This window comes from Haliea sp., assembly GCF_041395985.1.
Classification (GTDB): Bacteria; Pseudomonadota; Gammaproteobacteria; order Pseudomonadales; family Halieaceae; genus Haliea.
The window spans coordinates 593,350-618,188 of the sequence record NZ_JAWKZJ010000001.1 but is presented as its reverse complement, the minus strand read 5'-3'; the positions used below and the strand labels follow the sequence as shown (position 1 = coordinate 618,188).

18 protein-coding genes are annotated in these 24,839 nt (G+C 64.4%); 6 read left to right on the top strand and 12 right to left on the bottom strand.

All coding sequences use genetic code 11. The features are described 5' to 3' along the window. From rfbB to R3E49_RS02775, 6 genes are read right to left on the bottom strand one after another with little or no spacing between them, the layout of a single operon-like run. Complete coding sequence (rfbB, locus tag R3E49_RS02800; RefSeq protein WP_371293647.1) at positions 1-1,068, bottom strand: dTDP-glucose 4,6-dehydratase; 1,068 nt, start codon at positions 1,066-1,068, stop codon at positions 1-3. Further along, positions 1,061-1,942, bottom strand: coding sequence for a dTDP-4-dehydrorhamnose reductase (gene rfbD / locus R3E49_RS02795; protein ID WP_371293646.1), 882 nt, complete (start codon positions 1,940-1,942; stop codon positions 1,061-1,063). Before rfbD ends, rfbB begins: the two co-directional genes overlap by 8 nt. Then, the gene (locus R3E49_RS02790; RefSeq protein ID WP_371293645.1) at positions 1,939-2,784 is read right to left on the bottom strand and encodes a lysophospholipase; all 846 of its coding nucleotides are present in this window, start codon (positions 2,782-2,784) and stop codon (positions 1,939-1,941) included. The genes rfbD and R3E49_RS02790 overlap by 4 nt, the downstream gene beginning before the upstream one ends. An 18-nt stretch (positions 2,785-2,802) precedes the next feature. Then, positions 2,803-3,741: a branched-chain amino acid transaminase gene (locus R3E49_RS02785; protein ID WP_290741106.1), complete on the bottom strand. Its 939-nt coding sequence runs from the start codon at positions 3,739-3,741 to the stop codon at positions 2,803-2,805. A gap of 2 nt (positions 3,742-3,743) precedes the next feature. Continuing rightward, entirely contained in the window at positions 3,744-6,641 is a 2,898-nt protein-coding gene (gene glnE, locus R3E49_RS02780) for a bifunctional [glutamate--ammonia ligase]-adenylyl-L-tyrosine phosphorylase/[glutamate--ammonia-ligase] adenylyltransferase (protein WP_371293644.1), read from the bottom strand. Positions 6,642-6,665: 24 nt separating this feature from the next. Next, a complete protein-coding gene (locus tag R3E49_RS02775) occupies positions 6,666-8,447 on the bottom strand; it encodes a GspE/PulE family protein (protein WP_371293643.1) in 1,782 nt (593 codons plus the stop codon). A gap of 135 nt (positions 8,448-8,582) precedes the next feature. On the opposite strand from R3E49_RS02775, the gene R3E49_RS02770 reads away from it, so the two are divergent. From R3E49_RS02770 to argA, 4 genes are all read left to right on the top strand, one after another. After that, positions 8,583-9,263 (top strand): TIGR00153 family protein, encoded by a 681-nt coding sequence (locus R3E49_RS02770; protein ID WP_371293642.1) that lies wholly within the window; start codon positions 8,583-8,585, stop codon positions 9,261-9,263. 9 nt (positions 9,264-9,272) lie between these two features. Then, positions 9,273-10,550, top strand: coding sequence for an inorganic phosphate transporter (locus tag R3E49_RS02765; RefSeq protein ID WP_371293641.1), 1,278 nt, complete (start codon positions 9,273-9,275; stop codon positions 10,548-10,550). Between the two features lie 87 nt (positions 10,551-10,637). Further along, positions 10,638-11,789 (top strand): acetylornithine deacetylase, encoded by a 1,152-nt coding sequence (gene argE, locus R3E49_RS02760; protein WP_371293640.1) that lies wholly within the window; start codon positions 10,638-10,640, stop codon positions 11,787-11,789. Positions 11,790-11,889: 100 nt separating this feature from the next. Beyond that, entirely contained in the window at positions 11,890-13,194 is a 1,305-nt protein-coding gene (argA, locus tag R3E49_RS02755) for an amino-acid N-acetyltransferase (protein ID WP_371293639.1), read from the top strand. Here argA and R3E49_RS02750 read toward each other — a convergent pair. Genes R3E49_RS02750 through R3E49_RS02735 form a run of 4 tightly spaced genes read right to left on the bottom strand, consistent with a single transcriptional unit; the run spans position 13,186 to position 18,778 of the window. After that, on the bottom strand, positions 13,186-13,512 hold the full coding sequence (locus tag R3E49_RS02750; RefSeq protein ID WP_371293638.1) for a DUF3240 family protein: 327 nt from the start codon (positions 13,510-13,512) through the stop codon (positions 13,186-13,188). The genes argA and R3E49_RS02750 overlap by 9 nt on opposite strands. Beyond that, entirely contained in the window at positions 13,505-16,573 is a 3,069-nt protein-coding gene (locus R3E49_RS02745; protein WP_371293637.1) for an efflux RND transporter permease subunit, read from the bottom strand. Before R3E49_RS02745 ends, R3E49_RS02750 begins: the two co-directional genes overlap by 8 nt. A gap of 1 nt (position 16,574) precedes the next feature. Then, positions 16,575-17,594 (bottom strand): hypothetical protein, encoded by a 1,020-nt coding sequence (locus R3E49_RS02740; RefSeq protein WP_371293635.1) that lies wholly within the window; start codon positions 17,592-17,594, stop codon positions 16,575-16,577. Next, positions 17,591-18,778 carry a hypothetical protein gene (locus R3E49_RS02735; protein ID WP_371293634.1) on the bottom strand — a complete coding sequence of 396 codons (1,188 nt, stop codon included), beginning with the start codon at positions 18,776-18,778 and terminating at the stop codon, positions 17,591-17,593. Before R3E49_RS02735 ends, R3E49_RS02740 begins: the two co-directional genes overlap by 4 nt. 238 nt (positions 18,779-19,016) lie before the next feature. On the opposite strand from R3E49_RS02735, the gene ilvD reads away from it, so the two are divergent. Further along, positions 19,017-20,861 (top strand): dihydroxy-acid dehydratase, encoded by a 1,845-nt coding sequence (gene ilvD / locus R3E49_RS02730; protein WP_371293633.1) that lies wholly within the window; start codon positions 19,017-19,019, stop codon positions 20,859-20,861. Positions 20,862-20,895: 34 nt separating this feature from the next. Next, positions 20,896-21,582 (top strand): FkbM family methyltransferase, encoded by a 687-nt coding sequence (locus R3E49_RS02725; protein WP_371293632.1) that lies wholly within the window; start codon positions 20,896-20,898, stop codon positions 21,580-21,582. Between the two features lie 16 nt (positions 21,583-21,598). On the opposite strand, the gene R3E49_RS02720 is transcribed toward R3E49_RS02725, so the two are convergent. Continuing rightward, on the bottom strand, positions 21,599-22,339 hold the full coding sequence (locus R3E49_RS02720) for a cytochrome b/b6 domain-containing protein (RefSeq protein WP_371293631.1): 741 nt from the start codon (positions 22,337-22,339) through the stop codon (positions 21,599-21,601). A gap of 82 nt (positions 22,340-22,421) precedes the next feature. Beyond that, entirely contained in the window at positions 22,422-24,839 is a 2,418-nt protein-coding gene (locus tag R3E49_RS02715; protein WP_371293630.1) for a penicillin acylase family protein, read from the bottom strand.

Genomic DNA, 24,839 nt, shown 5'->3' with positions numbered 1-24,839 from the left:
TCAGGCGGAGAGCAGCGGGCGCCACCAGGGCTCGTTGCCCAGATACCAGTCGATCGTGCGCGCAATACCGGTCTCAAAGGTCTCCTGCGGCACATAACCCAGCTCGGCGGTGATACGGCTGGCATCAATGGCATAGCGCCAGTCGTGGCCGGCGCGATCTGCGACAAAGTGGATCAGGCTGCGCGCGCTGGCGCCACGCGCTGCGGGCGCATCCGGAAAGCGCACAGCCAGCGTGGGATCGGCGGCAAAGCGCTGGTCGAGCTGGTCGCAGAGCAATTCCACAATGGCCAGGTTGTGCCATTCATTGTTGCCGCCGATGTTGTAGCTCTCACCCACCGCGCCCCCCCGCAGCACCAGCTCGATGCCACGGCAATGGTCTTCCACGTACAGCCAGTCGCGGATATTGCTGCCGTCACCGTACACCGGTAGCGGGCGACCGCGCAGCACATTGGTAAGACATAGCGGGATCAGCTTTTCCGGGAAATGCCAGGGACCGTAATTGTTCGAGCAGTTGCTGGTGGTCACCTGCAGGCCATAGGTGTGGTGGTAGGCGCGCACCAGATGATCGGACGCGGCCTTGCTCGCCGAATAGGGCGAATTCGGCTGGTACTGCTGCGCCTCGTGAAACCCCGGAGCGTCCGGGGCAAGCGATCCATACACTTCGTCGGTCGAGACGTGATGAAAACGGTGTTCCGCGACACCCGGGCCGCCCAGCCATACGGCGCGCGCGGCCTTCAGCAGGCTGTGGGTGCCAAGGACATTGGTTTCGATAAACGCGTCCGGGCCACTGATGGATCGGTCCACGTGGCTCTCGGCGGCGAAATGCACCAGCGTGTCCACCCGGTGCTCGCGCAGCAGCTTCTCCACCAACGGCTGGTCACAAATATTGCCGTGCACAAAATGAAACCGGGCCTGCCCCTCCAGTGCAGCGAGATTGGCCCGGTTGCCGGCGTAGGTCAGGGCGTCCAGCGCCAGCAGCGCGTCCTCGGGGTACTGGCGGCGCCAGTAGTGCAGGAAATTGGCACCGATAAAGCCGGCACCGCCGGTGACCAGCAGCGATCTAGGCATCGGCGGACTCCTTCAAAGCCTGCAGCATGCTGCGCAGCTGCACCCGCCAGTGCGGCGGTACACGCTGCAGCGCGGCCCAGCTGGACTGCTTGTCGAGCACGCTGCAGGCCGGGCGCTGCGCCGGCGTCGGGTAGTCGCTGGCTGGAATAGGCCGTACCTCCGGCAGGCGCTGTAACAACCCCAGGGATTGCGCTTCCTCAGCGATCGCGACGGCGAAGTCATACCAGCTGCAGACCCCCGCGTCACTCCAGTGGTAGATACCCTGCAGCAGCGGCTGCTCGACCGCTGCCCAGAGGGCTTCGGCCAGGCCTCGGGCCCAGGTCGGCGTGCCCACCTGGTCGCAGACCACCGACAGGGTGTCGCGCTCACGCATCAGGCGCAGCATGGTCTTCACGAAATTGCCGCCGAAACAGGAGTAGACCCAGCCCGTGCGCACAATCAGGGCGCGCGGATGAGCGCGTTGCACCGACCGCTCGCCGGCCAGCTTGCTGCGCCCGTAGGCGCCCAGCGGCCCCGTCGGGGCATCCGGCAGGTAGGGATGGCCGGAATCGCCGGCAAACACAAAGTCGGTGGACACGTGAATCAGCGCCGTGCCGGTACTGGCGCAGGCCGCGGCAAGGTGGCCAGGCCCGTCAGCGTTGACAGCCAGGGCCAGCGCCTCTTCTTCCTCGGCGCGATCCACCGCAGTATAGGCAGCCGCATTCAGCACCACATCGGGACGCTGCTCGGCAAACACGCGGCGCACTGCCTCGGGGTCGGTGATGTCCAGCCTGCCGCGGTCCAGCGCCACGATGCGCAGGCCCGGCGGTGCCGTCGCCTGCAGCTCGCGGCCCAGCTGACCCGCAGCGCCGGTGATCAGGGCCGTTGCTGTCACGCCCGGGCTTGCATCCAGGCGGCCAGCTCGGCAAATACCTGCTCCTGCTCCGGCTCGTTGAAGATTTCATGGTACAGGCCGGGATACAGGCGCAGCGTGACATCGCTGGACCCCACCCGGGCGCTGAAATCGCTGGAGCCGGCGGGCGCTGTCATAACGTCGGCCTCGCCGTGCATGATCAACAGCGGCAGGGTGATTTCAGCCGCGCGGGCATTGACCACCGCCATAGTCGCAAACAGTTCCCGCACCAGGCGAGCACTCACTTTGCCGTGGTGCACCAGAGGGTCTGCCTCGTAGGCCGCCACCACCTGCGGATCCCGGCTCACCTGGCTGGCATCGAGCTTGAGCATGCCCAGGCTGGGCCAGAGCCAGGCCAACAGACGGTTCAGCAGCAACAGTGGACCGGGCGGGGGCTCAGCCACGGCCAGTGCAGGCCCGGAGAGCGCCGCGCCGGCAAAGCGCGACTGTGCGTCAAGCAACAGTCGCGAGGCGATCAGGCCACCCAGGCTGTGCCCGAGCAGGAAACAGGGAAGACCCGTATACCAGTCATCAATGCGGCTGCGCAGGGTCAGGAGCGGCTGCAGGTAATCGGCGAATTGCTGCACATGCGCCCGGCGGCCCGGAGAGCGCCCATGGCCCACATGGTCCGGGGCGACCACCGCATAGCCGCTGCGGGTGAAGAAGGCCGCAAAGTGCTCGTAGCGCCCGCTGTGCTCGCCGAGGCCATGGGCCAGCAGAATAACGCCCCTTGCGGGACCGCTGGCGGGCCAGTGACGATAGAAAATGCCATCGTCCAGCTGGCCCTCGGTCACGGCGGGAGGCTGTGGCGTATGCTCCGGCACGGGTTCGCAGCCAGTCGCCTAGGCGACCGGCGTCAACCATTCGGGATGTTGCGGGCGGTTGCCGCGCACCGAGTCAAAATACATGGCCTGCAGCTTTTCGGTCACCGGGCCACGCACGCCGCTGCCGATCTTGCGCCCGTCGAGCATGCGGATAGGAACAACTTCCGCCGCCGTGCCCGTAAAAAAGGCCTCGTCCGCGATGTACACCTCATCGCGCGTGATGCGTCGCTCACGAATCTGGTAACCGAGCTCAGCGGCAAGGGCAAACACGGTGTTGCGCGTGATACCGTCGAGGCAGGAGGTGAGGTCCGGGGTAAAGATCTGGTTGTCGCGGACAACGAATACGTTCTCGCCGCTGCCTTCCGCCACGTAGCCTTCATTGTCGAGCATCAAGGCTTCTTCGGCGCCACTGTCCAGTGCTTCACGCAGCGCCAGCATCGAATTGATGTAGTTGCCGTTGGCCTTGGCCTTGCACATGGTGATATTGACGTGATGGCGTGTGAACGAGGAGGTCCGCACCTTGATGCCGCGATCACGGGCTTCCGGATCCATGTAGGAGGGCCACTCCCAGGCGGCCACCATGACATGCGTGCGCAGCTTGTCGGCGCGCAGACCCATGCCCTCCGAGCCCAGGAAGCACATGGGCCGCAGGTAGCCTTCGGTGAGCTTGTTTTCCCGCACCACGGTGCGCTGGGCTTCGTTCAGCGTAGCCTTGTCGTAGGGCATGTCCATGCCCAGGATGTGCGCCGAGCGGAACAGCCGGTTGGTGTGTTCTTCAAGCCGGAAGATGCAGGTGCCGCGGTCGGGGGTGTGGTAGGCACGCACACCCTCGAACACGCCAAGGCCGTAGTGAAAGGTATGGGTCAGCACGTGGACCTTGGCTTCACGCCACGGCACCAGTTCGCCGTCCATCCAGATGACCCCGTCGCGGTCTGCAAAATTGGGTACTGCGCTCATGTTCAGTCCTGCTGCTCGGTTGATCCTGACTGCGCCGGAAAAAGGCGCTGCCACACGGCTTCCACGCTGGCCCGCTGTTCGCGGTACTGCGCGCCATCGACCCGGCCGGGCAATTGTTGCAGGGCCAGCTGGTGGGCGGCAGACCGGAACGCCAGATACGCCTGCACCAGGGTGCTGCTCTCTTCCTCGCTGAGCAGGCCGGCACGTGCCAGGGTTTCCAGAATGCGAATGTTGTCCGACCAGCGCACCAGTTCAGGCACGCGGTGAGACCACGCCAGAACCGCATATTGCACCATAAATTCAATATCAACGATACCTCCGGCGCTCTGTTTCAGGTCGAAATCCTCGCCCTCGGGGAGCTGCGCGGGCAAAAGTTCGCGGCGCATGCGCGTGCGCATCGCCACCACTTCCGCCGCCAGCGCATGGGTGTCGCGCTCCCGCTCCAGGATCGCCCGGCGCACGGCATCCACCCCGGCGGCCACCGCCGGATCGCCCGCAACATGCCGTGCGCGCACCAGCGCCTGGTGTTCCCAGGTCCAGGCGCTGTCTTCCTGGTAGCTGCGGAAGCCTTTCAGGGACGTCGCCAGCAGGCCCGAAGCACCGGAGGGGCGCAGGCGCATATCCACTTCATAGAGTTGGCCCATGGCCATGCGTGTTTCCAGAATATGAATGACGCGCTGACCGAGACGGGTGTAGAAACGCACGTTATCAATGCTGCGCTCGCCGTTGGTGACGCCCTGCGAGTCGGCATCGAAGATGAAGACCAGATCGAGGTCGGAGCTGTAACTGAGTTCGATGCCACCCAGCTTGCCGTAGCCAAACACCGCGAAACCGGTGCCCGTGCTGTTGCGTGACGGCTCGCCAAACCGCGCAGTAAGGTCGCTCCAGGCTACCGCCAGCACCTGCTCCAGAATCACTTCCGCGATCCACGTCAGTTTGTCGCTCACCTGCATCAGCGGCAGGCGCCCAACCACCTCACTGGCCGCCACACGCAACACATGTGCGGCCTTGAAATAGCGCAGTGCGTCCATCTGCCCTTCGAGGTCATCCGGCTGCAGACGCGCAACCTGCTGGCGCAGGGCGTCCGCAAGGCGTGACTTGTCGGGTGCGGTATACAGGCTGGCCCTGTCCAGCAGTTCATCCAGCAATACCGGGTGCCGCTGCAACTGCTCGGCAATCCAGGGGCTGGCATCGCAGAGCAACACCAGGTCGGCAAGCGCAGGGGGATTCTCCAGCAGCAGCGCCAGATAGGCGCTGCGGCGCAGCACCGCATTGACCAGCGGCAAAATTCGCTGCAGGGCGCGATCCGGGTCTGCGGCCTCCGCACAGGCCAGCAAAAGGCGTGGCATGAACTGTTGCAGGCGCTCACGCCCCTCGGCCTGCAGCGTCGCGACGCGGCTGCTGGCGTGCAGTGCCTGCAGCTGTGCCAGACTGTCGGTCGCCGCGCGATACCCCAGCTCCGCCAGCATCTCAGCGGTCAGGTCCTCGCCCCAGGCTGGAAGGTCGTCGGCAGCGGCACCGGCCTCGTCCTCGGGGTCGGCAATCAGGTCGCGGAAGTGTTCCGCGACGCGGCTGCGGTGCGCCGCCAGCGCCGCGAGATAGGCCCCCCAGTCCGTGCAGCCCATTACCGTTGCCATGGCCTGCTGCTGCAGTGCGTCGGTCGGCAGGGCCTGCGTCTGCTGGTCCAGATACCCCTGGATAGCATGCTCGCTATCGCGCAGGAACAGGTAGGCAGCGCGCAGCTCGAACACCGCCTCAGCCGGCAGGCAACCCAGCGTACACAGTTCTTCCAGAATCAACAGCAGCTCGCGCTGCTGCAGCGCCAGGTCGCGGCCACCGCGAATCAGCTGGAAACACTGGGCGATGAACTCCACCTCACGAATGCCGCCGTGGCCCAGCTTGACGTCGTCCTGCAGGCCGCGGCGACGTACCTCGCTGTTGATCATCTGCTTCATGCCGCGCAGGCTTTCGATCACGCCGAAATCCACGTAGCGGCGGAACACGAAGGGTCGCAGCATATCCATCAGCTCCGCACCGCGCTGCGGGTCGCCGCTGATGGGGCGCGCCTTGATCAGGGCGTAGCGCTCCCAGTCGCGCCCCTGATCCTGGTAATACTCTTCCAGCGCCGCAAAATTCACTGCCAGGGAGCCGCTCTCACCGTAGGGCCGCAGGCGCATGTCGACACGGAACACGAAACCCTCTGCGGTGACCTGGTCAAGAGCGTTGATCAGGCCCTGGCCGAGTTTGGTAAAGAACTCCGCATTGCTGATGGATCGACGTTCGCCATCGGTCTCGCCCGCCTCCGGAAAAGCGAAAATGAGATCGATATCCGATGAAACGTTGAGCTCGCGGGCCCCCAGTTTGCCCATCGCAATCACAATAAGCTCCTGCGGCTCGCCATCGCGGGCGCTTCTGGGCGTGCCAAAGCGCGCCTGCAGCTGCGCCGCCAGGTGCTCCTGCGCCAGCACAATGCAGGACTCCGCCAGCGACGAGGTGTCACCGACGGTTTCCAGGGTGTCGGCGCTGCGACAGAAATCGCGCCAGACGATGCGCAGCATATGCCGCTGCCGGAAGCGCCGCAGTACGGGATTCAATTCCGCCCCGGGAGCCGCCAGCCACTGACGCAGCTCCGCCCGCAACTCGCCCGGGTGCAGGGTGCGCTGCAAGAGCCCGGACTCAATGAGCTCCGTCAGCACCGCTGGCCGGCGGCGCACGGTCTCCGCAACGAAGGGGCTGCAGGCCAGCACCCGGGCGAGGGGCGCCGCGAGCTCTGCCTGCCGCTCGGCAACCGCGGCCTGCAGGCGTGCCGCAGCCTCTTTGTCGGGGTGGTCCTGTATGCGCTGCCAGGCGGTTGTTGCCGCTGCTGCCAGTCCCGGGGTCAAGGCATGGGTATCGATCATCCGTAACAAGCTTCCGTTGGCGGTTCAGGCGTCGAACAGCGGGGCGACGCGCATCACTTCCTCAATCGTGGTCTGGCCCGAGGCCACCCGCGCGGCACCGGCCAGCCGCAGCGTACGCATGCCTTCGGACATGGCCACTTCACGCACCTTGCGGGCTTCCATGTCGGGGACAATACAGGCGGCCAGCGCGGGACTGTTGACCAGTAATTCGTAAATACCCTGGCGGCCGCTGTAGCCCGTCTCCCGGCAGGCGCGGCACCCTACGGGGCGCGCCACCTGCGCAGGCGGGGTCAGCGGGAACGGGTGCACCAACTGCTCCCAGGCGTCTTTATCCACCGGTTCGAGCACCTTGCACTCCGTGCAGAGCACGCGTACCAGACGCTGCGACATGATGCCGCGCAGCGTGGCTTTGATGAGATAGGCCGGCAACCCCAGCTCCATGAGGCGCGCTACAGAACCGGGGGAGTCGTTGGTATGCAGGGTGGACAGCACCAGGTGCCCGGTGAGCGCCGCCTGTACCGCCATGTGGGCGGTTTCCAGGTCGCGAATCTCGCCAACCATGATGATGTCCGGGTCCTGGCGCATGAGCGCGCGTACCCCGGTGGAAAAATCCAGTTTGATGCCGTGGTTCACCTGCATCTGGTTGAAGCTGTCCTCCACCATTTCGATGGGATCCTCAATGGTGCAGACGTTGACCTCCGAGGTGGCGAGGCGGCGCAGCGTGGAGTACAGCGTGGTGGTCTTGCCCGAACCGGTCGGCCCGGTGACCAGCACGATGCCATTTCCGTGTGAGGTCATCAGCTGCCAGCGCTGCAGATCCTCATCCTCCAGACCCAGCTGGGCAAAGCTCTTCTGCAGCAGCTCCGGATCGAATATCCGCATGACCAGCTTTTCGCCAAACGCGGTGGGCAAGGTCGACAGGCGCAGCTCCACCTCGCCGCCCGTCTGCGGCGAGCGGGTTTTCAGACGACCGTCCTGGGGACGGCGTTTCTCTGCCACATCCATGCGACCAAGAATCTTGATACGGCTGGTGACCGCTGCGCACACCTGCGCCGGCAACTCGTACACGTTGTGCAGCACACCGTCGATACGGAAGCGCACATGACCCACCTCGCGCCGGGGCTCGATGTGAATATCGGACGCCCGCTGTTCAAAAGCGTACTGCAGCAGCCAGTCGACAATGGTGACGACGTGCTGGTCGTTGGCGTCGAGCTCGTGCATGGCGCCCAGTTCCAGCATCTGCTCCAGATTGGTCACCCCCGGCGCGGCGCCGTGGGTCGCCCCGCTGTGCCGAGCGCCGCGCACCGAGCGCGCCATGCTATAGAACTCGGCGGTGTGCCGGGTAATGTCGCGGGGGTCTGCCAGCACGCGCCGAATGGGTTTGCGCAGGACGTGCTCGAGGTTGCGTTCCCAGCCACGGATCCAGGGCTCTGCGCTGGCAATCACCACATCGTCGGCGTTCACCTCCACCGCCAGAATCCGGTGGCGGCGCGCAAACTCACGGGACATCACCTCCGCCACGGCGCTGACATTGATTTTCAGGGGGTCGATGTCGTACACGGCCTGGCCGGTGCGCTGGCTCAGCCAGGACAGCAGCGCCGCCATATCCAGAATCTCTCCGGGGGACGCGGCGTCAACCAGTTTCTGCTCAGCGAGGTAGACCAGCGGGTGAATGCTGCCCACGTTGACCTTGAGCAGCCGGTCGCGATCCGCTGCCGAGACGCGGCCCGCAGTGAACAGTTCTCCGGCCAGAACATGCAGCTCGAGTGATCTTTCTGCGTATTCAGGGCTGACGTTGGCGGTCATGGTGCGGCAACTCTCTGCTGACGGTAGGCATCCTGCATGCATGCTAGCACAGGCGGTGAGCGCTGCGCGCCGGCCGGTGTGACAGGAGAGGCAGCCTCACCTATACTTCGCGCCTTCCACACAGGAGAGCACCCGATGCCCAGCTCGAACCCGCTCAGCAGCCTCTTTGGCCGGTCTCCGATCGGGCCGATCCAGGAGCATATGCAGGTAGCGAACGATGCCGCCCAGCTTCTCCCGGCATTTGTCGAAGCCGCACAGAATGACGACTGGAAACTGGCGGAGGATATTTTCAAGCGCATCGGGGAGGCCGAGGAGGCCGCCGACAAGCTCAAACGCTCCGTGCGCCGGCACCTGCCCAACAGCCTGTTCCTGCCGGTTCCGCGCACTGACCTGCTGGAACTGGTCACCATTCAGGACCACGTGGCAAATACGGCAAAAGACGTTGCCGGCCTGATGCTGGGGCGCGAAATGCGCTTTCCCGACAAACTGGAAAAACACCTGCTGGAATTCGTCCGCGCCTGCACGGCAACCTGCGAGCAGGCCCTGGTGGCGATTCGCGAGCTGGACGAACTGCTGGAAGTGGGCTTCACCGGCCGCGAAGTCGTGCGGGTAGAGGGCCTGATCAAGGAGCTGGACAAGCTTGAGGGGCGCACCGACAAGCAGTCCAAAGCGCTGCGCGGCAAGCTGTTCAAGCTGGAGAGAAAGCTCTACGCGGTGGATGTGATGTTCTATTACAAGGTGATCGAATTGCTCGCAGGTCTGGCCGACTCCGCCGAGCGGGTGGGTCACAGGCTGCAGATACTGATGGCGAAATAGGACAAGCGCATGGAAATCATCACGGAACACGGCACGCTGCTTCTGATACTGGCCTGCATGTTCGGGTTCTTCATGGCCTGGGGGGTCGGCGCCAACGACGTGGCCAACGCCATGGGCACCTCGGTGGGGTCAAAGGCCCTGACCATCAAGCAGGCCATTCTCGTCGCCATGGTGTTCGAATTTCTGGGCGCCTATCTGGCCGGAGGTGAGGTCACCGCCACCATTCGCCAGGGCATTATTGATGCCGAGTCGATGTCCGGCAGGCCGGAGTTGATGGTGTACGGCATGCTGTCAGCACTGCTTGCGGCCGGCACCTGGCTGATGATCGCCAGCATCAAGGGCTGGCCGGTCTCCACGACCCACTCGATTGTCGGCGCCATTGTCGGCTTCGCCGCGGTGGGTATCGGCATGGACGCCGTGCACTGGGAAAAGGTGGGCACCATCGCCGCCAGCTGGCTGGTGTCGCCGCTGCTCGCCGGCACGATATCCTTTGCCCTGTTCATGAGCGTGAAAATCCTCATTCTCGACACCGAAGATCCCTTTCAGCGCGCCAAGCGCTTCATCCCCATTTATATGTGGATGGTCGGCTTCATGATCTCCATGGTCACCCTGCTCAAGGGCCTGAAGCATATCGGCGTGGAAATGGACCTCGGGCTGGGCTCCAAGTTCGCCAACGCCGTCCCCCTGTCATTCCTGATCGGCCTGCTGGTCGCGGCGTTGGGCGGCTTCCTGGTCAGCCGGGTGAAGTACGTGCCCAACGAGCAGCATCGCTTCGCCAGCGTGGAGCGGGTATTCGGTATCCTGATGATCTTCACCGCCTGCGCGATGGCCTTCGCCCACGGCTCCAACGATGTCGCCAATGCCGTAGGGCCGCTGGCCGCCGTGGCGAATACCGTGCTGTCGGGCGGCATGATCGCCTCCCAGGCGCCGCTGCCCTGGTGGATCCTGCTGGTCGGCGCGCTGGGTATCGTGGTGGGCCTCGCAACCTACGGCTGGAAAGTGATCATGACCGTAGGGCGCAAAATCACCGAGCTCACGCCGAGTCGCGGGTTTGCCGCGGAACTGGGCGCGGCCTCCACCGTGGTACTGGCTTCCGGCACCGGGCTGCCGATCTCCACCACACACACCCTGGTGGGCGCCATCCTCGGGGTAGGCTTCGCGCGCGGCATTGCTGCGCTGAACCTGCGCACCATCGGCACCATCTTCATGTCCTGGATCATCACGCTGCCCGCGGGTGCCGGGTTATCCATCATCTTCTTCTTCACCTTCAAGGGCATCTTCGGCTGAGTCCTTTCCCCGGGCACTGATTGACTCCGTCAGTGCCCGCCGCTACCGTCAGCCGACCCTCTCCGGGCAACAGCAGGCAGCCGCGCCATGTCACAGCCAGACAAACAGATCATCAGCCAGCTGCGCGCGCTTGTCGGCACGCCCTCCGTCAGCTCAACCGATCCGTCCTGGGACCAGGGCAATCGGGCGGTCATCGAGTTGCTGGCCGGGTGGCTCGAAGCGCTGGGGTTTCGCACGGAAATCATGGATGTATCAGCCGATGGGCGTAAAGCCAACCTGATTGCCACACTTGGCAGCGGCCCGGGCGGCCTGGTCCTGGCCGGCCACACCGACACCGTACCCTTTGATGAGGGGCGCTGGCGCTCAGACCCGCTGCAGCTCACCGAACGCGACCAGCGTCTGTACGGCCTGGGCAGTACCGACATGAAAGGTTTTTTCCCCATCGCCATCGCCGCTGCCAGCGCGTTTGCGGGCAAGACACTGCAGCAGCCGCTGATCATACTCGCCACCGCCGACGAGGAAAGCTCGATGGACGGCGCCCGGGCCCTCGCCGCTGCAGGACGGCCGCGGGCCCGCGCCGCCATTATCGGCGAGCCCACCTCGCTGCAGCCGGTACGTTTGCACAAGGGCATCATGATGGAGGCCATCGAGATCACCGGTCTCGCGGGCCACTCCTCCAACCCCGCGCTGGGTCTCAACGCCATTGATGTGATGCATGAAATGGTGGGTGAACTCATGCAGTTCCGGCGGGAGCTGGCTGCGGAGCACGCCAACAGCGCCTTCGACGTGGCCTTTCCCACCCTCAATCTGGGCTGCATACACGGCGGCGACAGCCCGAACCGCATCTGCAGACGCTGTGAACTGCACTTCGACCTGCGCCTGACCCCCTCCGCGGCTGCCGCAGGGGTTCGCGAACAGCTACAGCAGCGCCTGCAGACCCTGGCACAGGCGCGCGGGGCCGGCATTGCGCTGCGCTCGCTGGTGGAGCCCGTACCGCCCTTTGAACAGGCCGCACACAGCGACCTCGTGAGGTTGGCGGAGAAGCTCACCGGCCACAGTGCGACCGCCGTGGGTTTCGCCACCGAGGCCCCCTTTTTGCAGTCCATGGGCATGGAGACCATCATCATGGGCCCGGGATCCATCGACCGGGCCCACCAGCCCGATGAATATCTGGAACTGAGCCAGATACGACCCTGCGTGGACCTGCTGCAGTCCTGCATCGCGCACTACTGCCTGTAACGGGCGGGGCGGCCCCACCGTGAAAATTTGCATTAGTCGCCACCGCCCGCATTGGGTACTCTTGACGCACGAACATTACTGATAAAACGGAAGCCGCCACGTGACCACCCCAGGCCGCAGCCATATTCGCTGGTTCAGGAATACGGCGCCCTACATCAACACCCACCGGAACCGGACCTTTGTCCTGATGCTGGGGGGTGATGCTGCACAGGACTCCAACTTTCCCACCATCCTCCACGACCTGGCGTTGCTGCACAGTCTCGGTGTGCGGCTGGTTCTGGTGCATGGCAATCGTCCGCAGATTGACAGCCGACTGGCCGCGGCGGGGATCGAGAGCCGCTTCCACGATGATATGCGCATCACCGACAGTGCCAGTATGCACCATGTGACAGATGCCGCGGCATCACTGCGGGCACAGATCGAGGCACTGCTCTCCATGGGCCTGCCCAATTCACCGATGCAGGGTGCGCGCATGCGCGTCTGTTCCGGCAATTTCGTCACCGCCCGGCCACTGGGTGTGGTGGATGGGGTCGACTACCAGCACACCGGACGGGTGCGGCGCATCGACAGCGCCGGCATCCAGCAGCAACTCGCCGCCGGCTCCATTGTGCTGCTGTCGCCCCTCGGCTATTCGCCGACCGGAGAAATTTTCAACCTCATGCTGGAGGACATTGCCGTGCACTGCGCCGCGGGGATCGGTGCCGACAAGCTGGTATTGTTCGGCAGTGCCGCCGGCATTGCCGGCAGCGACGGTGCCCTGCTGCGCCAGCTTACGGTCGCCAGCATAGCGGGTATCCAGGGGCAGGATGCCGAACAGGCAAAATTGCTGGCCACCGCTCGACGTGCCTGCATGGCCGGCGTGTCGCGCTGCCATATCATCAGTTACCGGGATGACTGTGCGCTACTGGAGGAGCTGTTCACCCACGACGGCAATGGCACGCTGGTCGCCAAGGACGATTACGAGCAGACACGCAGTGCCAGTATCGATGATGTCGGCGGCATCCTTGAGCTGATCGAACCGCTGGAACGCGAGGGCGTCCTGGTCAAGCGCTCGCGTGAACTGCTCGAAAACGAGATCCGCCAGTTCCGCATTATTGAACGCGACGGGCGCATTATTGCCTGCGCGGCGCTCTACCCGTTTCCCGAGGAAAACTGCGGAGAAGTGGCCTGCATCGTCTCCCATCCCGACTACCGGGGTGGACAACGTGGCCAGCGCCTGCTGCAGGAAATAGAACGCGAGGCGCGGTTGCTTGGGCTGGACCGGGTGTTTGTGCTCACAACACAGACCGCCCACTGGTTTCTGGAACAGGGGTTTGAAGAGCGTTCGCGGGATGCACTGCCGGCGCAGAAACAGGCGCTTTACAACCTGCAGCGCAATTCCAAGGTATTCTTCAAGTCACTCTAGCGCCGGCTTTGCGGCATCGCTGCCAATGTAGCCGCACTCCAGTACCGGCTGTACCCAGTAGCGCAGCCGGTCGCGACCTGCAACCGGGGCCAGCGCGGTCAGTAGCGACGGGCGCTGGGTCGGCGCGTGCAGGACTTCAAAGCGACTGATACGGCGCGAGCCCTCCACCTGTTCAGCCAGGCTCAGGCGACTGTGCTCGCGGCTGAAACCGCTCACCGCAGCGACCGTAAACCCGCTCACGTCCGGCAGCGACATCAAGACATCCACCATCTCATCGTGCAGCTCCCGCGGCACCATGATGACCAGCAGTTCATCCATGGACAAGCTTCTCCCTGTACTGATACAACACCGGCACAAGGAACAGCGTTGTCACGGTGGATGTGAGCAGGCCACCGACCACCACAATGGCCAGAGGGCGCTGCACCTCGGCGCCCGGGCCGGTGGCGAACACCAGCGGCAGGAGTCCGAAAATCGCTGTGGTTGCGGTCATCAATACCGGGCGCAGACGCTGGCTGGCACCCGCGCAGATGCGTGCCGGCAGGGCGCCCGGCAAATGCGCCTGCTGCTGGAAATGACTGACCATCACCACACCATTCAGCACCGCGACACCCAGCAGGGCAATGAGTCCCACCGAGGCAGGCACCGAGAGATACTCACCGCTGATGTACAACGAGATCACGCCGCCCATCAGGGCAAACGGAATATTACCGAGAATGATGCCGGCCAGCGCCATCGAACCGAAGGTGGCAAACAGGATCAACAGAATCAGTACCAGGGCCACCGGCACCACCAGCAACAGGTTGTGCGTGGCGCGCTGCTGGTTCTCGAACTCACCACCGTACTCCAGGCGGTAACCGGCAGGCAGGGAGACGTCGCTGGCCAACACCTCGCGCAGCTCCTCCACAAAACCCACCACATCGCGGCCTTCCACGTTGACCGTCACCACCCCAAAGCGGCTCCCGCGCTCCCGCTCTATCAACAGGGGGCCTTCGGCATAGCTGAGGCTGGCCACATCGCCCAGCGTGGCCAGACTGCCATCGGGCAGGGCCACGCTGCGCGCAGCCAGGTCCGCCACCGTGGCCGGCACCGCCACCGACTGTGAACCGGCCGCCAGCGTCACGGGAATACGCCGGTTACCCTGGCGTACTTCCGAGATCACGGCGCCCTCAATCTGGCTGCGCAGATAGCCGGACAGACCCTCCACGGTAAGCCCGTGGGCTGACGCCAGTTCCGGCTTCACCTCCAAATTCAGGAACTTGCCGCCTTCCGTCACCGAGGCCTGCACGTCAACCGCGCCCTGCACGCGGGGAATCACCCGGGCAATGTCGTGCATCAGGGCCGCAATGCGTACGAGGTCTTCACCGTAAACCTTGACGGTCACGTCACCGGTGCTGCCAGTCAACATTTCCGACACCCGCATCTGAATGGGCTGCGTGAAGCCGACGTTCATGCCGGGGAACCCCTCGAGCACCTCACGCACAGCGGCTTCCAGCACCGTTTTACTGGCAAAGCGCCACTCATCCGTCGGTGCCAGTTCCATGAACACGTCTGTTTCATTCAGGCCCATGGGATCCAGCCCCAGTTCATCGGAGCCGGTACGGGTCACAATCTGGCGAATTTCGGGCACACCTGCGAGTAACGCCGCACCCACCTGGCGGTCGAGCTCCACCGAGGCCTGCAGCGAAATGCTCGGGGATTTTTCCAGCTGCACAATCAAATCACCCTCATCGAGCACAGGCATGAAGGTCTTGCCCATCAGCAACAGGAACACCACGCTCACCGCCAGCAGGGCGCCAATGCCGAGCAGCAGGCCGCGCGGCCGCCGCAGAACCCGCTCCAGCGCCACGACGTAGGCCGCCTGCAAGCGCAGCATAAAGCGCGGCATTCCCGCCTTGTGCGTGCCGAGCATCAACGACGCCACGACCGGGATCAGTGTCAGCGACAGCACCAGCGCGGCCAGCATGGCGTACACAATGGTCAACGCCACCGGGGTGAACAGCTTCCCCTCGAGTCCACTCAGGGTCAGCAGCGGCGAAAACACAATGATCACGATGAGCGTGCCTGCGACCACCGGCAGCGCGACCTCCTGCGCCGCGCGGTACACCACATGCAGGCGCGGCAGGCCGGGGTTGTTGTCGAGGCGACTCAGGGTGTTCTCCACCACCACCACAGAGGAGTCCACCAGCATGCCGATGGCGATCACCAGTCCGCCCAGGCTCATGAGGTTGGCCGTCAGGCCGGTGCCAGACATCAGCAGGAACGTCGCCAGAGCCGCCAACGGCAGCGAGATCGATACCACCAGCGCGGCGCGCAGGTTGCCCAGAAATACGGTGAGCACCGCGACCACCAGCAGGATGGCCTGGAACAGGGCACTGGAAATGGTGCCAATAGCGGTGCTGATCAGTCGCGCGCGGTCATAGAACACGTTGATCTCGGTGCCGGCGGGCAGAGTCTTTTCCAGATCGGCCAAGCGCGCCTTGACGCCGTCCACGACCGCTCCGGTATTGCTGTCGCGCAGTGCAATCACCAGGCCCTGCACCGCTTCCTCGCCATTGCGCGTCACGGCGCCGTAACGCGCCAGATGACCGATTTCAACATCGGCCACGTCGCGCAGGCGGTACACACCGGCGGGCCCCGAATACACCACAATGTCCTGCAGCGCTTCCAGGGAGTGCACCTGTCCCTCAACCCGCACCACCAGCACATCATTGCCGAGCAGGATCCGGCCCACCCCGGCATTCAGGTTCTGCTCGACAATAGAGGCCTCCAGTGCGTCGATCCCCAGACCCAGCTCGGAGAGCACCACCGGGTGCGGGGTGACCTGGTAGGTCCTGGCGTAGCCGCCGAGCACGTTCACATCGGCCACGCCCGCCACCGTGCGCAGCGCCGGACGGATCTCCCACTCCAGCAGCTGGCGCTTGTCCTGCAGCGAGAGTCGGGGATTCTCGATGGTAAACATGAACATCTCGCTGAGCGGCGTGCTCATGGGTGCCAGGCCGCCCTCCACCGGGAAAGGCAGGCCATCAAGAATGCCCGCCAGGCGCTCATTCACCTGTTGCCGCGCCCAGTAGATATCCGTGCCATCGACGAAATCCAGCGTGATGTCGGTAATGGCATATTTGGTCGTGGAACGCAGCATCGACTGCCGGGGAATGCCCAGCAGCTCGGTTTCCAGTGGGTAGGTGACCCGCTGTTCAATTTCCTCCGCCGTCATGCCCGGCACCTTGAGGATAACCTTGACCTGCGTCGGCGCGATGTCGGGATAGGCATCAATGGGCAGCGCGAGCCAGGCTCGCAGGCCGAGGCCCGCCAGCGCAAGGGCTGCCACGCACACAAACAGGCGCTGGGTCAGGGAAAATCGCACCAACTGCTTCAGCATGTCACTCGCCACCCAGGCCCAGGAGAACACCCTGAACAGCGGACACCGAGCTGCTCAACACGGCGCGACCCGCCAGATCGATTTCGGAGGTCACCGCGTAATCCTCGCCGACCGGCTGCAGCAACACCACCGGCACCAGCTGCAAAGCCCCGTCGCCGCGCAGCAGGACGTGGGCCTGTTCTGCCCAGGTAAACACTGCTGAGCGCGGCACCCGATAAGCCTCGTGACGGTACAGCGGTGTTGCGCTCAGCACGCTGTTGAGCTGCAACCGACAGGCGCCCGTCACGGCCTCACTCCAGGCGACCAGCGAGAAGCCTCGGGCAACTCCCTCCAACTCCTCGACATCCAGCCGGCAACCCTCGAGCTGCACGCCGGTCAACCTGTCGGCATCCTGCACCGGAACCAGCAGCTGCGCGCGCAATTCCCCTGGCGCCAGGAAGGATGCCACTTCATCTCCTTCGATCAGCGCCATCTGACGGCTCTCGAATTCAATGTAGCCGGTAATGGGAGCGTGCAGCGTAATGGACTCAACGTCGTCCTGCGGGGGGTCAACCAGCTCCATGAAATGCCGCATATGCTCATACTCCAGCTGCAGCGCCAGATAGTTGTCAACGATGGCAACCCACTGCTCCTCGGCGAGCGCTTTCTGTTCGTAGGAAGCGCGGCTGCGCCTGTAGCGCGCCTCGGCGCTGCGGTAGCGCCTCTCCATGGCATCGAATTCAAGCAGAAAATGATGAATCTCCGGCCCTTCCAACACAACGAAAGGCTGCCCGGCGACCACTTGTCCGCCATTGCGTACCAGATAATGCGCCCGCCGCACATCACGCGGCAGCTGGATGCTGTACTGGCTGCCAGTGCGGTGGGTGACCTGCGCACGCACAGCGGGGCCCGGGACCTCCGCAATCTCCTGTACCGCCGTATAGTCAAGCTGCAAGTCACCCAGTGCCGCGAGGGGCACATCCGCCCCGAAGCTCACTGCCGGCAAACACCACGCCAGCAGCATCCACTGAAGTTGTTTCATAAGGGTAATCCCGCTGTCTGCCGCAGTCGTGCGGCGTTATACTCGATTTGTGCATCGATCAGCGACGCTTCGCTGCGCCGCTCAAGCACCTCCAGCAGGCGCCTGATCACCAGCTCCACCTCCACCTCACTGCCTGAGCGCAGCGCCAGCAGCTGCGCCTCGATGCGCTCGCCGACCCGCGCCGACTGCAGCAGCAGTTCGCGCCGCTCCCGCAAACGCTGTGCTTCGGTGGACAGCGCAATCCACTCCTGCCGGATGCCCGTGCGCAGCGTGTCACGCTGCCGCGTGAAATCGCGGCCCAGCGCCGCACGCTGCGCCTGGCCGGCGCGGTTATCCACCTCAAAGAACGCCAATGGCAACTCAACGGCAAGACCGTATTGATGTTCTGCAGGACCGGGCCCATCCAGGCTGCGCGCGGTCAGGGCAAGGTTCCAGTCCGCCGCTGCCGGGTCATTCAGCGCGATCAGGGCCCGCTGTTGCTCGCGATCCAACGCCAGCAGGGCCAGCTGCGGGTGCTGACTGTAATCGGGCTCCCGGGGGTGAGGCGTGGCTTCGATGATCCGGGCCGGCAATGCCGGCAGACCTGTAAGTGCCACAAAGCCGGCTTGGGCGGTGCGCTGCCGGGCCAGGCCGTCGGCCACGGCGAGCTCGGCATCGAGCCGCTCCTGGGTCAGCAACAAGGCTGCGTAGCCCGGTATGGTGCCAGCATCAGCCTGCAGCGCCGCGCGCTGCTCCAGTTCCAGGAGCAGTTCCGCACGCGCGCGCGACTGCTCAAGCTCCAGGGTGGCAAGGCGGTGTTCCCACACAGCATCGCGAATCAGGCCGGAAAAAAACCAGGCACGGTAGCGCTGCTGTGTTTCCTGCAGGCTGCCCTGCAGGGTGGCCAGATCCTCATCGAGGTCGCGACGCTGCAGCGACTTGAAGGGCAGGTTAAGGGACAGCTCGGTTTCGTCGGTGCCCGCGCGCTGGTCGCTCTGCAGCCGGCTGGCGGACAACGAGGGGACGGCAGCCAGCAGGCCGCCGCCCTCGCCGGACTCTGCTGCAGCCTCCGGTGTGTAGCCGTGATGCACGAGCGTCGCGGTCAAGACCTCATGCAGCGCCAGGTCGCTGGCGAGCTGCGCCTGAACCGGCGCCGCGCAACACAGCGCCGAGAAAACGATTGCGCAGAAATACTGCTGGCGCATACCTCCCTGCCTCACAAATTGATTACCCATGCTTTCATTACACCATGTCCCTTCTGCCCTGTCTTTGCGATACATCAGGGAAACGCCCGCCCACGGGCGTCTGACACGTTGTGTGGCCACGAATACGCGCCGCGGACGCAATCGTCAATGCCCATCACAGCGGATTTTTTGCTATTCTTACGCGCTTGCCATCGCTGCTTCGGCGGCACGTCATCTGACTGAATCCACCGAGGCCCACATGCCTGATTACCGCTCGAAGACTTCCACCCACGGCCGCAATATGGCGGGCGCTCGCGCATTGTGGCGCGCCACCGGCATGCAGGATGGCGACTTCGGCAAACCGATCATAGCCGTAGTGAACTCCTTCACCCAGTTCGTACCCGGTCACGTTCACCTGAAGGACCTGGGGCAGCTGGTCGCGCGCGAAATCGAGGCGGCCGGCGGTGTCGCCAAGGAGTTCAATACCATCGCCGTGGACGACGGTATCGCGATGGGACATGACGGCATGCTGTACAGCCTGCCCAGCCGCGACATCATCTCCGACTCGGTCGAGTACATGGTCAACGCACACTGCGCGGATGCCATGGTGTGCATCTCCAACTGCGACAAGATTACCCCCGGCATGCTGAACGCCGCCATGCGACTCAACATTCCAGTGGTGTTCGTCTCCGGCGGCCCGATGGAAGCCGGCAAGACGAAACTGTCCGAGCACAAACTGGACCTCGTTGACGCCATGGTGATCGCCGCCGACAGCGACGCCAGCGATGAACAGGTGGCGGAATACGAGCGCTCGGCCTGTCCCACCTGTGGCTCCTGTTCCGGCATGTTCACGGCAAATTCCATGAACTGCCTGACCGAGGCCCTGGGGCTCAGCCTGCCCGGCAACGGCTCCACCCTGGCCACACACGCCGACCGCGAGCAGCTGTTCCGCCGCGCCGGCCGCCTGGTGGTGGAGCTGTGCCAGCGCTACTACCAGCAGGAGGACTCCAGCGTTTTGCCGCGCAACATCGCCAGCTTCAAGGCCTTCGAGAATGCGATGAGCCTCGATATCGCCATGGGCGGCTCCACCAATACCATTCTGCACCTGCTCGCAGCAGCGGAAGAGGCCGAACTCGACTTCACCCTGCAGGACATCGATCGACTGTCGCGCCGTGTGCCCCAGCTGTGCAAGGTGGCGCCGAACACCCCCCTGTACCACATGGAAGACGTACACCGCGCCGGCGGCATCATGGCGATTCTCGGCGAACTGGATCGCGCCGGACTGCTGCACCGGGACTGCCCCACCGTGCATAGTCCGACGCTGGGCGCGGCACTGGATACCTGGGATATCGTGCGTACCAACGATGCGGCAGTACACCAGTTCTACAAAGCGGGCCCTGCTGGCATACCCACCCAGGTGGCCTTCAGCCAGGACACCCGCTGGCCCAGCCTGGATCTCGACCGGGAGAACGGCTGTATTCGCAATATCGACCACGCCTTCTCCCTTGAGGGCGGCCTTGCCGTTCTGTTCGGGAACATTGCTGCAAGCGGCTGTGTGGTGAAAACCTCCGGCGTCGATGACAGCATTCTGGTGTTCTCCGGGCCCGCCTACATCTGCGAGAGCCAGGAAGGCGCCGTCGCCGACATCCTGGAGGGCAAGGTGCAGGCCGGGGATGTCGTCATCATCCGCTATGAGGGTCCGCGGGGCGGGCCGGGCATGCAGGAAATGCTCTACCCCACCAGTTATCTCAAGTCGAGGGGGCTGGGTAAGGCCTGCGCACTGTTGACGGATGGGCGCTTTTCCGGGGGCACCTCGGGCCTGTCCATCGGCCACGTGTCACCCGAGGCGGCCTCGGGTGGCGCCATCGCCCTCGTTGAGCACGGTGATATCATCGATATCAATATTCCCGAGCGCAGCATCAATGTGCGGCTGAGCGATGAACAGCTGGCCGCCCGGCGCGCGGCCATGGACGCCCGGGGCAAAGACGGCTGGAAGCCCGCAGAGAGTCGACCACGCAAGGTGAGCGCGGCGCTGAAAGTGTATGCAAGCATGGTGACCAGCGCCGACCGCGGTGCGGTGCGCGACCTGTCGCTGCTCGACTGATGCACAGCGAACGCCTGAGAGGACGTGAACAGGCATGAACCCTTTCAAGATACTCAGCGCCATCAGCTCCGGCAGCTTCAAGGGTCACTTCGGCCAGTATGGTGAAGACGTGATCGTGCGCAAGCTGGTGAAACCGAACCGTGCGCCGGGTCGCTACCTGGATCTCGGCGCGTTCCACCCCTTCCGTTTTTCCAACACGGCCTACCTCTGGATGTGTGGCTGGCAGGGCGTGAATGTGGACGCCAATGCCAACAGCATCCGTCTGTTCGATCGGGTACGGCGGGGTGACCGCAATATCTGCGCCGCCGTGGTCAGCGAGGCAGAAATCAGCGACGGCCTGACCGAGGTGAACCTGATGCTGCCGCAGGTGACCAAGACACGCGATGGTATCAGCGCACTGGGGTCGATCAGCAGTGACAGGGCGGAACTCAAGGAACTGGTGCGGGCGGTGCCGGTCCCGACACTCAGCGTAAACCGTATTCTCGCCGACAATCAGGGCGAGGGGATCCGTTACATTAATATTGATATCGAGGGCTACGACGAAAAAATCGCCTGCGATATCGATCTGCACCGCTTTCGGCCGGAAGTCATTTCCGTGGAGGAGTATGGCCCCAACCTGGCCGCACTGGCCAGCGGCACGGTATGCACCCACCTGCAGGCACACGGCTACCACCTGTTCGCGCGCGCCGGCTATACCTCCATTTACGTGCGCGAGGAGTGACGGCGCAGCCCACGTGTCAGTCACGCGGCTCCTCGGAAAAGACTTTCCGGCCAGAGAACATCGCGGAAATCAGACCGTTGCGCTCGCGCAACTCAGTGATCACCACGGCGGCGATGTGCAGGGGAATGGCCAACACCAGGCCCCAGAAACCGAGTTCGTGCAGCTCAATAAACGGCTTGCGAAAGGCGCGCATGGCCGCGTAAGCGTCGGCATCCAGCAGCGGGGTCTGCGCGGGCTTCAGGCCGACCAGCTGCTCTGCACTGGCACCCGGCACCGCCACCCAGTCCAGGAACAGGTGCCCGAAGGGCGGCAGATACAGGTCGGTACCCGCAAGCACCAGGCCCGTGACACACTGGTTCACTAGCAACAACAGCAGCAGGGCCACCATCAATCGTCCGAGGGGATTGTGTCCACGGTAGGGCGGCGGTTTGCCCGCGCGCAACCCACGCAGGTAGCCGACAAGGGCCTGCCCATAGCCGCGTCCTCCCGGCAATGCGGCTGACCAGCGCGCGTAACGGTTCCCGACAAATCCCCAGACTATGCGCCAGAGCAGGTTGATGGCGAACACGTAACCTATCCACACATGCAGCGTTTTCAGTGCCACCTTGCCTTCGCCGCTGATGCCCAGTGTGCCCGCGTTGAGGATAACGAGGCCGACACCGAGAAGGCCCAGCACACAGAGCACGTTGATCCAGTGGAACCAGCGGGTCGTGGCATCCCACACCGGGTGTGATCGCAAAGCTGACGATTGACGCATGGACATCCCTCCTGAGGATTGTGCCTGACGTTAGTGTACACGCCTTTTCTGAAGCCATGCTTAATGCAACCGGATCCCCGTATTACTCCGGCAGGAGTCGTGTTTCCGTGCGAGCGTGTGCCCTGGCCTGCTCCGGGCTGAACCACCATGGCCTGCGCTCACCCGCCGCCCAGAGATGCGCCTGGTCGTTCTGGTGGCGCTGCAGATGCCGCTCGACAACCCCGCCAGCGAGGATCGCTTCGACCTTGTCCGGGTCGGCAAAATCCACCACCAGCTTCAGCGAGGCGAAAAAACCCGCCGCAAAGGGTTTCTCGAAATCGTAGATGCCGCGGTTCAGCGTTTCGCCGCTGCCACCGCGCGGCACCGCAAAACTGCCGGCGAGGCCGCTGCCCAATCCGCTGGGGCGCAGCGGGCTGACAAAATGCAGGCTGTGTGCCTCGCCCCAGTGCCAGGCCGAGGGGTCTTTGCCCTGCAGGCCCTCAAGCAGTGTCCGGGCCCGGGGTGCCGCGGCCCGAATGACATCCGCCAGTGTCTCGCGGTGGGGTGTTGCGGTGTCGTCGAACCACGCGGCGTCGGGGGTCGCCAGCAGCGCCTCGAAACGCTGCTGCCAGAAGTACCAGGTGGACAGCATCTCGGCCGCCAGCGCCTCACCCAACTCATCGGTAAAGGTGCCCAGGGCAATTTCCCGATACAGCGCCTGGTAGATCAGCGGTGCAGGACTGTCTGCACGGTCAACGCCATCCCAGGTTGCCAGCAGGGCATGCAGGTCCCCCTGCGTGGGCTCGGTGGCCAGCGCATCGAGGATCTGCGGCAACAGCGTATCGCTCTGCAGGTTGCGGTTGTCTGCCATCAGCGCCCAGTGATCCGCCACGGTCATTGCCCTGGCCTGGTTGAGCACCTGGCCCATACGCAGATAGCGATAGTCCGGCGAGAGGTAATTGGTGTAATACCAGGGAAAACCTGCCGGCCGGGTATCGTGGTTGGCCGTGCCGACCCAGCCTCGGGACGGGTTGTACGCTGCGGGCATCTGCGCCTTGGGTATCCAGCCTGTCCAGTCATCGCTGCCATCGGCGGGCACCGGCCGCGGCACGCTGCCATCACCACCCGCGCGCAGGGGCAGGGCCCCAGAAGCGCGATGCCCGATGTTGCCCTGGTCGTCTGCGTAGACAAAATTGAACATCATCAGGTCGATATCCTGCACCCGGGCGTCAAACTCCCGGGCGTTCGCGGCGTCGAGCAGTCCTTCGATCCCCAGCTGCGGCGCATGTTTTTCCCAGGCTGTGGTGCGCAGTACCAGCACTCTGTCTCCCCTGGGGCCCGCGTGGTCGCTGATCACCGGCCCGCGCCGGGTGTAACGCACCACCAGCGGCTGCTCACGCATCCCCCCCGGCGCCTTGCTGTCCTTGATCTGTACCACCTCCTCGCGACGCGCGAAGGGCAGGCTGCGCCCGCCCTCCAGGTAGTGCTGTGGATTCGCAGGATCGAGTGTTTCGACGTACACGTCCTGGACGTCGCCGTAGGCATTGGTAACGCCGAAGGCCACGTGCTGCGTGCGTCCCACCAACAGGCCGGGCAGCCCGGGCAGGGTGGCACCCACGGCCTGGATACCCGGCGCAAACAGACCCACGGGATGAAACATACCGGGGAGAATGCGGTTGTCGAGATGCGGATCGTTGGCCAGCATGGCCCGACCGGAGGCGCTGCGCGCCGCGCTGACCGCCCAGTTATTCGAGCCGATACCGCCGTGCCGCGGCGCGCCGGGGGCAAACAGCAGCCGGGCCCCGCCGAGGCCAGCGGCGGCGCCCGCTTCAGGCGCGCTCGCGGCCGCGCTCGCGGCAAGGTCGGGCTGTGCTGCATCACGATCCAGGTTGCGCAACAGCGGCATCAGTTGCTGTGCTCGCTGCAGGCCCAGCTGATCAATGAGCTTTTGTGCCAGCAGCTCTGCCTGGTAATTGGTGGCGTGGGTGTAGTGCACGAAATGAATCAGCGCGACCAGGTCGGCCAGTTCCCAGGTGCGTGCCTCAAGGCCCACCAACCCCAGCTCCAGCGGGTGGTCTCCGGCGTGTGCAGTCACATAGGCATTGACCCCGTCGACGTAGGGCTGCAGCCAGTTCCGGCTGGCCGCACCCAACTGCGCCGCATGTCGGCGACTGTTGTGCTCGATCCCCAGCACACGCATGCGGATATCACTGGCGAGACCTGCTTCGCCGATACTGGCTGCCAGACGGCCCTGCCAGGTTGCGCGGAAAAACTCCATCTGGAACAGGCGGTGCTGTGCCGTCACAAAACCCTGGGCGCGCAGCAGGTCCGCAGTGCTCTCGGCAAATATGTAGGGAATACCCAGGTCGTCCCGCAACACCGTCACCGGCGCGCCAAGACCGGGCAAGGCCAGCGCCGTATCCTGGTCGGGTACCGCAGCAGACTTCAGCTGTACCCATACCGCGGTACCCGCCACCAGGGTGGCGAGCAACAGCGCCCATAGTATGCGTCGCAGTAACAT